The organism is Rhizobium sp. RHZ01 (genome assembly GCF_014851595.1).
GTDB classification, from domain to species: domain Bacteria; phylum Pseudomonadota; class Alphaproteobacteria; order Rhizobiales; family Rhizobiaceae; genus Rhizobium; species Rhizobium altiplani.
The window spans coordinates 59,167-73,943 of the sequence record NZ_JACUZZ010000031.1; the positions used below are offsets into that span (position 1 = coordinate 59,167).

General features: G+C 60.2%; 14 protein-coding genes. 9 read left to right on the top strand and 5 right to left on the bottom strand.

Annotation, left to right across the window (positions count from 1 at the left end; genetic code table 11):
• Window positions 1-14 precede the first annotated feature (14 nt).
• On the bottom strand, window positions 15-908 hold the full coding sequence (coxB, locus tag IB248_RS25900) for a cytochrome c oxidase subunit II (protein ID WP_025661096.1): 894 nt from the start codon (window positions 906-908) through the stop codon (window positions 15-17).
• 337 nt (window positions 909-1,245) lie between these two features.
• Between coxB and IB248_RS25905 the strand changes: the two genes are divergently transcribed.
• The 3 genes from IB248_RS25905 (at window position 1,246) to IB248_RS25915 (ending at window position 3,850) form a co-directional block, all read left to right on the top strand.
• Window positions 1,246-1,833: an invasion associated locus B family protein gene (locus IB248_RS25905; protein WP_112642993.1), complete on the top strand. Its 588-nt coding sequence runs from the start codon at window positions 1,246-1,248 to the stop codon at window positions 1,831-1,833.
• Between the two features lie 84 nt (window positions 1,834-1,917).
• On the top strand, window positions 1,918-3,333 hold the full coding sequence (tldD, locus tag IB248_RS25910; RefSeq protein WP_062370502.1) for a metalloprotease TldD: 1,416 nt from the start codon (window positions 1,918-1,920) through the stop codon (window positions 3,331-3,333).
• 19 nt (window positions 3,334-3,352) lie between these two features.
• Complete coding sequence (locus tag IB248_RS25915; RefSeq protein WP_192241881.1) at window positions 3,353-3,850, top strand: GNAT family N-acetyltransferase; 498 nt, start codon at window positions 3,353-3,355, stop codon at window positions 3,848-3,850.
• On the opposite strand, the gene IB248_RS25920 is transcribed toward IB248_RS25915, so the two are convergent.
• Window positions 3,847-4,155, bottom strand: a complete 309-nt coding sequence (locus tag IB248_RS25920; RefSeq protein WP_018858989.1) for a pyrophosphatase — start codon at window positions 4,153-4,155, stop codon at window positions 3,847-3,849. The genes IB248_RS25915 and IB248_RS25920 overlap by 4 nt on opposite strands.
• A gap of 24 nt (window positions 4,156-4,179) precedes the next feature.
• The gene (locus tag IB248_RS25925) at window positions 4,180-5,457 is read right to left on the bottom strand and encodes a D-alanyl-D-alanine carboxypeptidase family protein (protein WP_025661095.1); all 1,278 of its coding nucleotides are present in this window, start codon (window positions 5,455-5,457) and stop codon (window positions 4,180-4,182) included.
• A 226-nt stretch (window positions 5,458-5,683) separates the two neighbouring features.
• Between IB248_RS25925 and IB248_RS25930 the strand changes: the two genes are divergently transcribed.
• Window positions 5,684-6,736, top strand: a complete 1,053-nt coding sequence (locus IB248_RS25930) for a polysaccharide deacetylase family protein (protein WP_112642984.1) — start codon at window positions 5,684-5,686, stop codon at window positions 6,734-6,736.
• Window positions 6,737-6,741: 5 nt separating this feature from the next.
• Here IB248_RS25930 and pdxH read toward each other — a convergent pair whose 3' ends face one another.
• Window positions 6,742-7,362 carry a pyridoxamine 5'-phosphate oxidase gene (gene pdxH / locus IB248_RS25935; RefSeq protein ID WP_113471801.1) on the bottom strand — a complete coding sequence of 207 codons (621 nt, stop codon included), beginning with the start codon at window positions 7,360-7,362 and terminating at the stop codon, window positions 6,742-6,744.
• 66 nt (window positions 7,363-7,428) lie between these two features.
• On the opposite strand from pdxH, the gene IB248_RS25940 reads away from it, so the two are divergent.
• From IB248_RS25940 to IB248_RS25955, 4 genes are all read left to right on the top strand, one after another.
• A complete protein-coding gene (locus tag IB248_RS25940; protein WP_018858985.1) occupies window positions 7,429-7,887 on the top strand; it encodes an RT0821/Lpp0805 family surface protein in 459 nt (152 codons plus the stop codon).
• A 251-nt stretch (window positions 7,888-8,138) separates the two neighbouring features.
• Window positions 8,139-9,308: a DnaJ C-terminal domain-containing protein gene (locus IB248_RS25945; protein WP_192241882.1), complete on the top strand. Its 1,170-nt coding sequence runs from the start codon at window positions 8,139-8,141 to the stop codon at window positions 9,306-9,308.
• A 123-nt stretch (window positions 9,309-9,431) separates the two neighbouring features.
• Complete coding sequence (gene fabI, locus IB248_RS25950) at window positions 9,432-10,250, top strand: enoyl-ACP reductase FabI (protein ID WP_025661091.1); 819 nt, start codon at window positions 9,432-9,434, stop codon at window positions 10,248-10,250.
• Window positions 10,251-10,334: 84 nt separating this feature from the next.
• Window positions 10,335-10,925, top strand: coding sequence for a histidine phosphatase family protein (locus IB248_RS25955; protein ID WP_018858982.1), 591 nt, complete (start codon window positions 10,335-10,337; stop codon window positions 10,923-10,925).
• Window positions 10,926-10,930: 5 nt separating this feature from the next.
• On the opposite strand, the gene IB248_RS25960 is transcribed toward IB248_RS25955, so the two are convergent.
• Window positions 10,931-11,191: a DUF1344 domain-containing protein gene (locus IB248_RS25960; RefSeq protein ID WP_018858981.1), complete on the bottom strand. Its 261-nt coding sequence runs from the start codon at window positions 11,189-11,191 to the stop codon at window positions 10,931-10,933.
• 246 nt (window positions 11,192-11,437) lie between these two features.
• On the opposite strand from IB248_RS25960, the gene IB248_RS25965 reads away from it, so the two are divergent.
• Entirely contained in the window at window positions 11,438-14,605 is a 3,168-nt protein-coding gene (locus IB248_RS25965) for an EAL domain-containing protein (protein ID WP_018858980.1), read from the top strand.
• Window positions 14,606-14,777: the final 172 nt, after the last annotated feature.

Here is a 14,777-nt window from a genome sequence, read left to right on the forward strand (position 1 = left end):
CGTTCCCTCTTCCCTTACTGTGCGACGTTTTCGGCAACGTCGACGGTCTTTGCGGGACCATCGGTTGCGGCCATGAGTGTCTTGTACGCCCCAGGCAGATCAGTAGCAGCACCGGCGAGCCACTGCTTGTACTTGTCCTCGGAAACGACGTGGATAGCGATCGGCATGAACGCATGGTCCTTGCCGCAGAGTTCGGAGCACTGGCCGTAGAATAGGCCTTCCCGCTCGGCACGGAACCAGGTTTCGTTCAGGCGACCCGGTACGGCGTCGATCTTGACGCCGAAAGACGGCATTGCAAAAGCGTGAATGACGTCGGTGGGAGCAGCCGTCACGAGAACACGGACGGTCTTGTTGACAGGCAGGACCAGCTCATTGTCCACGGCCAGGAGGCGCGGATAACGCGACTTGTCTTCCTTGCCGGCAGCGGCGCGGTCCTGATCCTTCAGAAGATAGGAGTCGAAAGCGACCGGGGTTTCGCCCGAGCCTTCATATTCATAGTTCCACTGCCACTGGGTGGCCGTCGCCTTGATGGTGACATCCGGATTTTCCGGCAAAGTCAGCTGGGCGGTCAAAAGGTTAAACGAAGGCACCGCGAGGAAAAGAAGCACGAGAACCGGTCCCACGGTCCATGCGACTTCGATCAGCGTATTGTGGCTCGTTTTGGAAGGCACCGGATTGGCACCGGAGCGGAACTTCAGACAGACGACAATAAGAAGGACCAACACGAAAAGCGTGATCGGAACGATAAACCACAGGGTATATTGCTCAAACCAATGAATGTCTCGCATGATCGGCGTGGCTGCCGGCTGCAATGTTGCCTGCCACGGCTGCGGCTGGTCGGCATAACTGCCGGAAGCAAAAAGCAGACAGACCAGCGCGGTCAGAGCTGCAGAAGCCTTCTTAATCACCTTAATATCTCCCTCGAGCGCTGGTCCGTGCAAAATCGCGCACAGAATCCTTGCCATCTCAGCGCTTCAAACCACAGTTTGTCATTGATCGCAACCGCCCAAAGCGTTTGTTCGTGCGGCATTTTCGCTTTCAAACAGCTTGATCCAAGCATAAAGAAACATTCCATCTTTTCGCTATCACCGACGAAATAAAGCTTGTGCAGCGCGCGACTACGCCAACATTCTCCGATAAACGTCCCATTTCCGCCGTAGTCCCCGGCTTTTCAGCGAGTGGGGCTTTTCATTTTTGGTGGCGCGCCCCAATTTAGCGGCACTGATTCGAATTGCAGAGGTTTTCATGGGTTTCCGTTCCCTCGCACGGTCGTTCGTGCTGACAGCGTGCATTGCGGCCGCAGCGACTGCTCCCGCTTTCGCCCAGCAGCAGCCCGCGCCGGCACAGCCCGCGCCCCAAGCTCCCGCCACGCAGGCAACGCCCGGCCAGACGCAGCCGCAGGCACCCGGCACCGTAAAGTCGAACCACGGCGCATGGTCGGTCGTCTGCGACAAGCCGGCCGGCGCCTCGACCGAGCAGTGCGCCTTGATGCAGAACGTCATAGCCGAGGATCGGCCTGAGGTCGGTCTCTCCGTCGTGGTGCTGAAGACCGCCGACCGCAAGTCAAAAATCCTGCGCGTCCTCGCCCCGCTCGGCGTCCTGCTGCCGAACGGCCTCGGCCTTAACGTCGACGGCAAGGATATCGGCCGCGCCTATTTCGTACGTTGCTTCGCCGATGGCTGCTACGCTGAGGTCGTTCTCGAGGACGAGCTGCTGAAGACCTTCCGCAGCGGCGCGAGCGCCACCTTCATCGTCTTCCAGACGCCGGAAGAGGGGATCGGCATTCCTGTCGACCTCAAGGGTTTCGCTGAAGGGTACGACGCCCTCCCCTGATCGTCTCGCCTTCGGGGCTTGCTCGAACCGTCCACCGAACCTACATCGGCTGATAGCATTCCTGCTTCAGCGGAGCATAAAGATATGAATACGGATCTCCTGACGCTTTTCGATGCCGACGAAGCGAAGATGCGCTCGCTTGTTGCCGAGGCGCTTTCCGGCGCTGATGATGGGGAGCTCTACATCGAACATTCCCAGGCGGAATCGCTGATGTTCGATAACGGACGCCTCAAGGGCGGCAGCTTCAACACCGAGCAAGGCTTCGGCCTGCGCGCAGTTGCCGGCGAAGCGGTCGGCTATGCGCATGCGGGCGACCTCTCCGTCGCGGCCCTGAAGCGCGCCGCCGATGCGGTTGGCGCCGTCACCCGCGGTCATGCGGGCAGCTATGCGGCGGCTCCCCAGCGGACCAACAAGAAGCTCTATTCCGACGAGAACCCAATCGGCACGCCGACCTTCGAAGAGAAGGTCAAGGTGTTACAGGACATCGACGCCTATCTGCGCGGCAAGGACGCCAAGGTGCGCCAGGTGACCGCATCGATCGCCGCCAGCTGGCAGGTTGTCGATATTCTGCGCGCCGATGGTCACCGCGTTCGCGATATCCGGCCGATGACGCGTATCAACATCTCGGTCATTGCAGGCGAAGGCGACCGCCAGGAGAGCGGTTCCTACGGCAGCGGCGGCCGCATCGGCTTTGGCGATTTCATCGCCGAGGACAACTGGCAATACGGCGCCGACGAAGCCTTGCGGCAAGCGCTGGTGAACCTGGAGGCGATCGAGGCGCCCGCCGGCACCATGGACGTCGTGCTTGGTTCCGGCTGGCCGGGTGTCATGTTGCACGAAGCGGTAGGCCACGGTCTCGAAGGCGATTTCAACCGGAAAAAGACGTCGGCCTTTGCCGGTCTCCTCGGCCAGATGGTTGCGGCGCCCGGCGTCACAGTCGTTGACGACGGTACTATCGACAACCGCCGCGGCTCGATCACCATCGATGACGAGGGCACGCCGTCCGGCTACAACGTGCTGATCGAAAACGGCAAGCTGGTCGGGTACATGCAGGACCGACAGAACGCCCGCCTGATGGGCATGACACCGACGGGCAACGGCCGTCGGCAGGGCTATGCCCACGTTCCAATGCCCCGCATGACCAACACCTACATGCTGGGTGGCGACAAGACGCCGGAGGAAATCATTTCCTCCGTCAAGAAGGGCATTTACGCGGTTTCGTTCGGCGGCGGCCAGGTGGATATCACATCGGGCAAGTTCGTGTTCGGCTGCACGGAGGCCTACCTGATCGACAACGGCAAGATTGGCGCCCCGATCAAGGGCGCGATGCTGATCGGCAACGGGCCGGACGCCATGAAGCGTGTTTCAATGGTCGGCAATGACATGAAGCTCGACACCGGGATCGGCAATTGCGGCAAGGCTGGGCAATGGGTTCCGGTTGGTGTCGGCCAGCCGCACCTCAGGATGGATCAGATCACCGTCGGCGGCACGAAAGCCTAGTCTAGAACGAGCAGCGGCGATGAGCGAAATCGAAATCAGACCTTTCGTTGCCTCCGATATGGATGATGTTTTCGCGGTGATCCTGCCGATCCAGCGCGAGGAATTCGGCATCGCGATCACGGCCGACGACCAGCCTGATCTCGCCGCCATTCCTGATTTCTATCAATCCGGAAAAGGTCAGTTCTGGGTGGCGGTGCGCAATGGCCAGATCGTCGGCACGATCGGGCTGAAGGACATCGGCAACAGCCAGACGGCGCTGCGCAAGATGTTTGTTGCTGCCGATGTGCGCGGTCGCGAACATGGAGTCGCAGCCCGTCTTCTTGCCGGGTTGGTTGACCATGCGGAGGCTCAGGGGATCAAAGACATCTTCCTTGGGACCACGGACAAATTCCTCGCCGCCCACCGGTTCTACGAGAAGAATGGATTCGCCGAAGTTTCGAAAAGTGAGCTTCCGCCATCGTTCCCACTGATGGCCGTGGACAGCAAATTCTATCGGCGCAGGATCACTGCAGCCTAGCGCTGCTCTGGCCGGAAGAGCCATTTGCGCTTGATTGCCGCTGAGAGATCCAGATCGTTCCTGTGCGCGAAAAGAAGGATGTGGCCGAGGACATCGGCCGCCTCGTCGGCAAGGTCCAGCCGTAGCTCCTCATCCGACCTGCCCTTTTTGCGCCCTCTCCCGCTGACACGGTTCCAAGCCTGGGTAAGCTCGCCGATTTCCTCCTGAAGCTTCAGCAGAAACCAGTCGGCGTCGCGCTCGATGCCGTTGGCATCGGCGTAGTTCCGCGACGCACGCTCGAACTTTTCGGCGAGATCACTCAGCATCATCTGTCGGAAAGTCGAGATGGATCAGCCGTGATCGGGCAACAGCATGCAGTCGTAGGAACGCTGCTTCAGCGCGTCGCAGGCAGATGTAGCGGCCTCGCGGCTCTGAAAGCCGATAAAGCGAGCGCGATAGACCTTGTTCGCGCCATTGCCGACAGCCTCGGTATAAGGCGATGCGGCCTTCAGTGCCGCACCACCTTCGGCCTTCGCCTGGGCCAGAAGGGCACGGGCGGCATCGTCGCTCGATGCAGCCGAGATCTGGATCTGCCAGTCGCCGGATGCCGACGGCGCGCCTGCGGACTTGGCGGCGATCTTGCCGGCATTGGCGGGTTCGGCGGCGGCGAACGGGCGCTCCAACGGTACAGTCGTATCGCTCAGAAAGCCGAGCGCCTTCGGCGCGAGATCATTGGTGCGCGGCGCAGTTCCCGGGATCGGCAGATCGGCATCAGCGGCAGCCGAAGCAACTTCGACTGTCTGGCGCGAGTTGGTGCTCGCGACGAGGTTGCCGCCCGCCGAGCGGCCAAGATACTTGTCGAGCAGACCGGCCATTTTGGCGTCGCGGCTGCGGGCAGTGCGGCCACCGAGCACGACGCCGACGACCCGGCGGTCGCCATCCTTGACAGCGCTGACCAGATTGAAGCCAGACGCGTTGGTATAACCCGTCTTGATGCCGTCCATGCCCTGGTAGCGGTACATCAGATTGTTGTGGCCGCGGATCGTGCGCCCACGGAACGTGAAGCTCGCCGTCGAGAACAGGCGGTATTCGCTCGGGAAATTCCGCATCAGCGCCACGGCAAGCGTGGACATGTCCCGCGCCGTAGTGACCTGCCGACCATCCGGAAGGCCGGAGGCATTGTAGAAGGCCGTACGGCGCATGCCGAGCTGCCGCGCCTTCTGCGTCATCATGGCTGCAAAGTTGGCTTCGGAACCGCCGAGCTTCTCGGCCATGGCTGCGGCAGCATCGTTGGCCGACTTGGTGATCATGCCGAGGATTGCTTCTTGAACGGTGATGGAATCGCCCGCGCGAACGCCGAGCTTTGTCGGCGGCCGCGAGGCGGCGTATCTCGACATGACAAGCGGAGTGTTCCAGCTGATCTTGCCGCGCTTGATCGCCTCGAAGGCCATATAAATGGTCATCATCTTCGTCAGCGACGCGGGATGATTCAGCACATCGGCGTTCTCGGCACTGAGCACCTTGCCGGTTCGGGCATCCAGGATCAGGGAGGCGCTGCCTGCCATCGCGGTCAACGGCGCCGCAACGACGAGCGTCGCTGTCATAATCGCGGCCAACAGCTTCTTCATGAAATTTCCCCTCAATGAACGAATAGCCGGCGCCATTCAGATTTGTCCCGTTCCACTACAGCAGTCGCCGATATGGCGCGACTTTGCGGCAACCGGTACCATTTTTGTCAAGTTTTACCTTTCATAGTGAAAATCCCGTAAAGAGGACACTCAAAAATCTTCATTCAGCAACACTTAACCGCAGGCTTGCTAGTTTCGCGGCTCCAGAAACCAGCGAGCAGTTGAGATGGCGGCGAGTATCAAAGGGCTTGCAAAGCAGATTGCGATTGCAGGCGGTCTTGAGACGGCCAACCTCCTGCGCGCAGCAGGCGTGATGCGCGGCGCGCGCGGACTTGGGGCCATCTGCACGCTCCATCATGTCCGTCCACGCGAGGAAACCGCTTTCGCGCCGAACGCGCACCTGGAAATCACGCCGGTATTCCTCGATCTCGTTCTCGATCGCCTGAAGAGCGACGGCTATCGTTTCGTGGCGCTCCACGAGATTCCAGCGCTGCTTTCGCAAACCGGGTCCAGCCAGCCCTTTGCCGCCTTCACGCTCGATGACGGCTACCGCAACAATCTCGTCTACGCCCTGCCCATCTTCGAAAAGTACGATGCGCCTTTCACGGTATTCGTCGCCAAGGGCCTCGCCGAACGCACGCATACGATCTGGTGGGAGACGCTGGCAGCGCTTCTGCGGAGAGAGGAGAGGCTCGGCTTCGATTTCGGTAGTGGCCACGAGATGCTTGACATCACGACGACCGAAGCAAAGGGCCGCGCTTTCGCGCGCATCGCCAGCCATCTTCATCGACATGACGAACGCGCCGCCGTCGCGGCCATCGACCTGATGGCGCGAAAGCACGAGATCGATCCGGACGAAATCGTCGACGATCTCGTCATGACACCGGCGGAATTCAATCTGCTTGAGGCGAGCCCCCTCGCCTCACTCGGCGCCCATACAATCAGCCACCGGGCGATCTCACGCCTCTCCGATCAGGAGGTTCGCGACGAGATGGAGGTGTCCCGCGACTACGTTGCAGCGATCACCGGACACCGGCCGGGCTCCTTCGCCTACCCTTATGGCACGCGCGAGGCCGTAACCCAGAGACAGGCACAGATCGCGCGCGAAGTCGGTTTCGACCTCGCGGTGACGACACAGGCGGGTGTCGTCACGAAGCGCTCGCTCAACAACATGACCTATCTGCCGAGGCTTTCGATCAACGGTCTCTATCAAAAGGTGCGGTACGTGTCCGGCCTTGCCTCCGGTATTCCGTTTCGGTTTGCGCCAAACAGGAGCTGAACGCTTCACGGATACATGCGAACCTTCGTCCAATCGCCTTCCGGCGAAGCCCGGCGAAACTCGATACGATCATGCAGGCGGAACTTCTGGTCCTTCCAGAACTCGATCGACACCGGCCGGATCCGAAAGCCCGACCAATGCGCAGGACGCGGGATCTCGCCGATCGCGTAGCGGGCGGTGTATTCGGCAACAGCTTTCTCAAGCGCGAACCGGCTCTCCAGCGGCCGCGACTGCTTCGACGCCCAGGCGCCAATCCGGCTGCCGCGGGCGCGCGTCTTGAAGTAAGCGTCTGCTTCTTCGTCCGTCACAGCTTCGACAGGCCCGCGCAACCGAACCTGGCGGCGCAGCGTTTTCCAGTGGAAACACATGGCCGCCTTCTTCTGTCCGAGAATTTCCTGGCCTTTCTGGCTCTCGAAATTCGTGTAGAAGACAAAGCCGTCGTGATCGAATCCCTTAAGGAGTACCATGCGGACGTTGGGAAGGCCGTCCTCGTCGACCGTCGCAAGCGCTACCGCATTCGGGTCATTGATCTCGGAAGCTTCTGCCTCTTTCAGCCACTCCGAGAAAAGATCGAAGGGTTCGTTTCGCTCGGTGAAGTCACCGCTTGTTAACTCATTTGCCGACATATTAGCTCAAATGCCCCGGGTTTATTCGAAGTTTGCCCAGCTTTTAGCTACTGGACAGGACGCAGGGTGGAAGTCATAGCAAAGTCAGATCGCCATACAAAGGGTCTGCTGCGTCGCAGCGCGGACCTCTGCGTTGTCGGTACGGCGGTGCTCTCCCTCTCCGCCTGCGTCTCCAGCGGATTGGACCTCTTCAGCAGCTCGAAGGTCGATCGGTCGGTTGCGACTGGCACCGTGCCACAGCCAGCGCCGACGAGCGACTCGATTTCCGACGAAATGACCGTCGGCAACGCCGTGACCTCGGCCGATATCCAAAGGTTGGAGGGACGCCCCCTCCCCTGGGCGAATGCCTCGACCGGCAGCGCCGGCGTCATCGACACGATCGTCGAGAACACGGATTCCGGCCAGGTTTGCCGCCAGTTCCGCACGACGCGGCACTCCTATGTCGGCATCGCGAAATTTTACGGCAAGACCTGCCTGGTCGGCGGCGGCAACTGGCAACTGATGAGTTTCCAGCCGGAAAGCTGAGTGCCGCGCGTTGCGTGCTTAACGCGCGCGGTTCCGTCCTCTCATGATGTTTAGCAAAAGGCTAACCATTCGGCGCAAAAGCGAGTTGTCCGCCACGCGGGCTAAGAACTGATTAGCAACTTCTACTCACAATCCGCCTGACGTGCGCACGGCTGCTTCCCTGGGGATGAGGCCGAGCGCCAAGTCAGAGGCTTCGGGGTGCTAGGGCAAGGGACAGGCACACCGCATCGGAACACCGGCGGTTTGGGGACATGCGCGATCCTTATAAGATTTTGGGCGTCAAGCGGGACGCGGGGCAGGACGAGATCAAGGCAGCCTGGCGCCACATGGCCAAGGCGGTTCACCCGGACCACAATCAGGGTGATCCGACGGCGAGCGCCCGCTTTGCCGAGATTGGCCGCGCCTATGAGACGTTGAAGGATCCGAAGAAGCGGAGCCTCTTCGACAATGCCGCGCGCATGGCGGAAGCCAAAGCCAATGAGAACACGATCATGCAACAGCGCCAGGCGGCTCGCGAAGCTGCCATGCGTGCCAAGGCAGCGCAAGCCAATGCCGAGCGCGTGATGGAAGAACTCGCGCGCGCCGCCGCCCAGAAGGCCGCGGCCGATGCCGCCAACCAGCAGAAGACGGGTGCTGCCGAACCGGCAGAAGAAATGATCGAACGTATCTTCGGCACGCAGGCACGCGCCGCAGCCGGTGGTGGTCGCGACCAGGGTTTTAGCGCTGGCGCCGCGAGGCGGCCGGAACCGGAGGCCGCGATCGCAGACAAACAGCCGGAGGCCGGCAAGGCCGAGGCTGAGCAGCAGGCTGCCGAGGACGCGGCCGCTCAGGCCTCTGCGATCATGCAGCCACTCAGCTTGCTGACTTCCCTGGTGCGTCGCTTCACCGGCAGCGGGACGCAGCAGGCACCTGAAAAGGTGCCCGACCAGTTCGCAACGAAGACCGTGAGCATCGACGATCTCATCAAGGGCAGCTGGCTGACGGTCGATCTCGGCGAAGGCCGGGAGGCCGGATTTGCGCTGGCCGCCGGTACGACGGAAGGCCACCAGGTACGTCTCAAGGGCCAAGGCCACAAGCTGACCGGCATGCAGCGGGGCGATGCGGTCATCAATATCCACATTGCGCCCGATGAGCGGTTTACCGTCAGTGGCTTCGACCTGCACACCGTGCTGCCGGTGACGATCGAAAATGCCGTGCTCGGAACCGATGCGCGCATCGAGGGCCCTCGCGGGCCGATCAACGTCACGGTTCCCGCCTGGTCTGGCTCCGACAAGACGATCCGAATTTCCGGTCAGGGACTTGCGAACGCAGATGGCGGAAAGGGAGATCTCGTCGTCGAACTGCGCATTATGTTGTGGGAAAAACCTGACGACAAAGTCACCGATCTGATGCGAAGCATGAAGAACGGGCTGTTTCTGTGAAATTTAGGTGACAAGCGCACCCTTTGTTACGATCCCTAACAGTTGATGATTGCTACTAATCTTGAACCGATTAGCAGCCTATGCCATAGGCAGGACCTATCAGAATTTCTTAGGGGGCAAAATATGGCTCAGGCAACAGGCCTCATGTCAGGCAAGCGCGGCGTCATCATGGGCGTTGCCAACAATCGTTCGATTGCGTGGGGTATTGCCAAGGCTATTCATGCACAGGGCGGCGAAATCGCATTTACCTACCAGGGTGATGCACTGAAGAAGCGCGTCGAGCCGCTGGTTGCAGAGGTAAACGGCGTTCTTGCCGGACATTGCGATGTCAGCGACGAGTCGACCATCGATGCCGTCTTCGACCACGTCGAAAAGCTGTGGGGCAAGATCGACTTCATCGTTCACGCGATCGGCTTTTCGGACAAGGACGAGTTGACCGGCCGCTATGTCGATACCTCGGCCGACAACTTCGCCAAGACCATGCAGATCTCCGTCTATTCCTTCACCTCGGTGGCGCGTCGCGCCGAGAGGCTGATGACGGATGGCGGCTCCATGCTGACTCTGACCTATTACGGCGCCGAGAAGGTCATGCCGAACTACAACGTCATGGGCGTTGCCAAGGCGGCGCTGGAAGCCAGCGTGAAGTACCTGGCGGTCGACCTCGGACCGAAGAACATTCGCGTCAACGCCGTCTCCGCCGGCCCGATCAAGACGCTTGCAGCTTCCGGCATCGGCGACTTCCGCTACATTCTGAAGTGGAACGAATACAATGCGCCGCTGCGTCGGACGGTGACGATCGAAGAGGTCGGCGATGTCGGCCTATATCTGCTTTCGGATCTTTCTCGCTCGGTCACCGGCGAAGTCCACCATGCCGACAGCGGCTATCACGTCGTCGGCATGAAGGCGGTAGACGCACCGGACATTTCCGTCATAAAGGACTGATCGCACTCCTTTGCTGCGTCGTGCTCGCGACCCCTTCTTCGCGACAGCGATTGAGGGGTTGCGTGCCGTAAACGGAGCCGATCATTGCTTATCTACGTCGTCAGACACGGCCAGACAGACTGGAACGCCGAACGCCGCCTGCAAGGGCAGAAGGACATCCCGCTCAATGCCATCGGCAGAGCGCAGGCGTGGCAGAATGGTATCGACCTCGCAGAAATCCTGAAAGTCGAGGCAATCCCCTTTGACTTCGTCGCGAGCCCGCTCGCGCGAACCCGCGCCACGATGGAGATCATGCGCGAGGCGATGGGTCTTCCGTCGAAAGATTATCGAACCGACGAGCGCCTAGTGGAGGTTTCCTTCGGCGCTTGGGAAGGTTTCACGATCAAGGAATTGAAGGCAACGGCCCGGGACCGCATCACCGAGCGTAATCTCAACAAATGGGATTTCATTCCGCCAGGAGACGACGCGGAGAGCTACGAAATCATGTCCTGGCGCGTGGCGTCCTGGCTGAATTCCGTCGACAAGCCTACGGTTTGCGTGACTCATGGCGGCGTCATACGCAGTCTTTTCAGGACCATTGCGGCCTTACCGAAGGACGAAGCGGCAGAGGGCGAGATTCCGCAGGACCGGATCCTTAAGATTGATCGGGACAACGGGTCGATCGGCTGGATCTAGTTCGATTACTGAACGACATCGAGATCGTTGATGACGCGCTTGCCGTCGACCTCGGTATAGAAGACGATAACCTTGACGCCCGCCTTCAGCCCCTCGAAATTGAACTCTTCCGGCGCTTGGTAGGTTTTTCCGTCATCCAGAGTGAGGCTGAGATTGGTCATATCGACCTTCTTGATCGTCGCCTCGACGTCCGCGCTTTCAGCAAATCCGCCGATCGGCGACAAGAAACTCGCTGTGGCCAAAAGCGTAGCTACTACGAAGCGCATGGCGGACTTCCCTCGAAAACGCGACTCGATAACCCAACTGCGCACAGATAACCCCCCGAATATGGCGAAATTTGCCCGGAAGAATGATCTTCCGCGTCCAATTAATGAATAGTACTTTAACAATAACCGCATGCATTCGTTAATTATTTTCCCCGTATGTCCGCCTTTCTGGCAAAGAGGATTTCCGGGAAATCGTAAATTAACCGCCCCTATCTAAAGTCTCCCTCGAACATGGGAGACTGGGTTTTGCTATTCCGCCACAAAGACAGCAACACGTTGCGGCGCGTCTTCAGGAATACACGCCTTGCCCTCCTAGTCTCCGGCCTCGTTGCTATTGTCGTCGTCATCGTCGGCTTTGGGCTCGACCGCGCCAATACTGCCGCTCATCTGCGCGAACTGACGATCCGGACGGAAAACGAGGTGAGTCTGATTCGTGCGCGCATCAGCGCGCAGACCAACATGGACATTACCGTCGTACGCGACTTGGCCAACATGGTTGCGGTCAATTCCAGCGTAAATGCCGAGGAGATGGAGCGGCAGATCAACTGGCTGCTCATCCAGAATCCCCACTTCCTGGATATCGCCATCGCGCCGAACTTTATCGTCGGCAATGTCTTTCCCTCGCAAGCGGGTAAAGGTCGCATCGGCAAGGATGTCCGCGAGGTCCTCCTCGCCCGTCAAGCGGTGACGCGCGCCAGCGCCGAGCAGGCGCGTTTCTATGGACCGATCGCCGCCAGCGACGGCAAGGAAGCTTTCGGAATCTTCTTTCCCGTCTTCGTGAAGGAAAATGGGCAACGCCGTATCTGGGGCGCAGTCGAGGTTATGATCGACGCGAACATGTTCTATCAGAACACCGGATTGAAGCCCGCGCACAACAGTGAGAATCAGGAGAAATATCCGCACCTCGACCATCTCTCGATTGCGGTTCGCGACCTCGCTCTTGCGGACTCGGCCCTACCCTTTTTCGGCTCACCGGATTTGCGTGACAAGCGGCCGATGACGCGAAAGATCGCCTTTGCCGGCGGGCGCTGGGAAATTGCCGCGGCTCCGAAGACCGGTTGGAACGCGATTCCGGAAAACCAGTCGACGCTTCGGCTGATTATCGCTGCCGCAGGCTGCATCACCATCGTCCCAGTCTTCTTCGCGACCTTGCTGCTCGGCGAGCGAAACCGCAACATCGTCCAACTCAAGGTGCGCGAAGCTACGCTGCTCAAGCTGTCGCAGCGCCTCAATCTGGCATTGGAGTCGTCGAACATCGGCATATGGGAGCTGCATGACCACGGCGAAACGCTCTTCTGGGATGCCCGGGCCGCAGCGCTCCACGGGAAGCCGGCAGAAGATGGCAGTCACTCGCTGGAAGACTGGCTTGCCGCGATCGTTGCCGAAGACCGGCACCTTGCGGAGGTCCATTTCTTCAACTACCACGTCGCCGGTTCAGCCTACGAGACACAATACCGCGTCATCGCCGAGGACGGCAGCGTCCGACACCTGCGGTCGATCGGCTCCTTCTACACGGACGCGGCCGGCGATGACAAAACGGTCGGGATCGTCTGGGACGTCACCACCGACGCGGAAGCGGCCGAAACCCTGCGTAAGGCAAAGGATGTCAGCGACGTCAAGAATGCCGAACTGGAGATGGCGCTGGACGAACTGTCGCGGCGCGAGGCTGAACTCGCCGAACTCTCAGGTAAGCTGGACCTGGCCCTCGACACCTATCAGTGCGGGATATGGGAGGCGACGCTCGGTGATGAAGGCTCGATCTGGGACGACCGGATGCACGAGCTCTATGGCCTGAAGCCAAGGGTCGGCTTCATGACCGAACCGGTCTGGCTTTCCTGCATTCTGCCGGAGGACCAGGCACTGGCTCGCGAAAGCGCGCGTCATTTCAAGCACCTTGGTGACACTCATACCCTGATCTGTCGGGTTCCCGTCGAGGACGGCGCGATGCGTTACGTCCGCTCCACTGGCAAGGTGCATAAGACCTCAGGCGGCAAACTGAAGATTATCGGCGTTGCCTTCGACATCACCGAGGATGCGCTGATGACGGTCCAGCTCAAGGCCGCCAAGGACGAGGCGATCGCCAAGAACATCGAACTCGAGATCGCCAAGAACCGCATCGAGCACAATTCACTGCACGACCCGCTGACGGCGCTTGCCAACCGCCGCAAGCTTGATATCGCGCTTGAAAGGCTGACCCTCGACGGGCGGAGCGAGCGGCAGAAATTCGCCATCCTCCACATCGACCTCGACAGGTTCAAGGAGATCAACGACACGCTTGGCCATGCCGCAGGCGACGCAATGCTGATCCATGCATCGCGGGTACTGTCGAGGAACCTGCGCCAAGACGACCTCGTGGCGCGCATCGGCGGCGATGAGTTCGTGATCCTGGCGCACAACGCCAGCGATACGGATATGTCTGCCCTTGCAGGCCGGATCATCGAGCAGATGCGCCAGCCGATCGACTTCGAGGGCTTTGCCTGCCGCTGCGGCGTCTCCATCGGCATCGCGCTCGCCAATGGCGTGCACGTCGATGCACGCAAGGTGCTGATCAATGCCGACATCGCCCTTTACCGCGCCAAGAGCCAGGGCCGGAACCGCTACGAGTTCTTCAATCACAATCTCCAGGCCGACATCATCAACAACAAGCGCCTGGCCGACGAGATCCTTGCCGGCATCGAGAACGGCGAGTTTATCGCCTGGTATCAGCCGCAGTTCTCGGCGCGCACGATGCAACTCACCGGCGTCGAAGCCCTGGTTCGCTGGCAGCATCCTTCCCGCGGATTGTTGACGCCGGACAAGTTCCTGAAGGTCGCCGACGAGATCAACGTCGTCCAGACGCTCGACCGCATCGTGCTTGACACCGCGCTGAAGGACAAGATGCGTTGGGCGGCACGGGGTGTGACCATTCCGAAGATTTCGGTCAACGTTTCAGCGCGACGGCTGCATGACGAAATGCTCGCAGAATCGCTGAGTGGCCTGCAGATCCGCCCCGGCGAACTCTCCTTTGAACTGGTCGAGTCGATCTTCCTCGACGAAAGCGAGGATGTAGCCGCGCATAACCTCGAGCGGATCAAGACGCTCGGGGTCGACATCGAAATCGACGATTTCGGAACGGGTCACACGTCGATTGTCAGCCTCCTCAAGCTGAAGCCGAAGCGGCTGAAGATCGACCGGCAGCTGGTTCAGCCGATCATGAATTCGCCGCAGGAGCGCGCGCTGGTCAGCTCGATCATCGACATCGCCCGCTCGCTCGGCGTCGAAACGGTGGCCGAGGGCGTCGAAACGGCAGCGCATGCCACCCTCCTTGACGAACTCGGCTGTGACCTCCTGCAGGGCTATGCCTTCTCCCGCCCGCTGTCCTTCGAGGATTTCACGGAGATGGCGATCGAAAGCTCCTGGCGCATCGCCTCCTGAGGCCATCGTTCACAATCCGAGGAAACACCATTTCCTTTCGTTGGCCACGTTGTGTTCATTATGCACCCCCTCTTCAAGTGTCTGTAAACATTGGAATTTGACTTTCCGGCGGCGACTGACACGGGCGCCCTTTCCGCCTCATCGCAGTAGTGACGTCAGGATCGCGAAGATC

Bases quoted from the DNA above. Each gene is read 5' to 3' on its own strand.
- IB248_RS25905 (WP_112642993.1), top strand. From the start codon at position 1,246: ATGGGTTTCCGTTCCCTCGCACGGTCGTTCGTGCTGACAGCGTGCATT.
- tldD (WP_062370502.1), top strand. From the start codon at position 1,918: ATGAATACGGATCTCCTGACGCTTTTCGATGCCGACGAAGCGAAGATG.
- IB248_RS25915 (WP_192241881.1), top strand. From the start codon at position 3,353: ATGAGCGAAATCGAAATCAGACCTTTCGTTGCCTCCGATATGGATGAT.
- IB248_RS25920 (WP_018858989.1), bottom strand. From the start codon at position 4,155: ATGCTGAGTGATCTCGCCGAAAAGTTCGAGCGTGCGTCGCGGAACTAC.
- IB248_RS25925 (WP_025661095.1), bottom strand. From the start codon at position 5,457: ATGAAGAAGCTGTTGGCCGCGATTATGACAGCGACGCTCGTCGTTGCG.
- IB248_RS25930 (WP_112642984.1), top strand. From the start codon at position 5,684: ATGGCGGCGAGTATCAAAGGGCTTGCAAAGCAGATTGCGATTGCAGGC.
- pdxH (WP_113471801.1), bottom strand. From the start codon at position 7,362: ATGTCGGCAAATGAGTTAACAAGCGGTGACTTCACCGAGCGAAACGAA.
- IB248_RS25945 (WP_192241882.1), top strand. From the start codon at position 8,139: ATGCGCGATCCTTATAAGATTTTGGGCGTCAAGCGGGACGCGGGGCAG.
- fabI (WP_025661091.1), top strand. From the start codon at position 9,432: ATGGCTCAGGCAACAGGCCTCATGTCAGGCAAGCGCGGCGTCATCATG.
- IB248_RS25960 (WP_018858981.1), bottom strand. From the start codon at position 11,191: ATGCGCTTCGTAGTAGCTACGCTTTTGGCCACAGCGAGTTTCTTGTCG.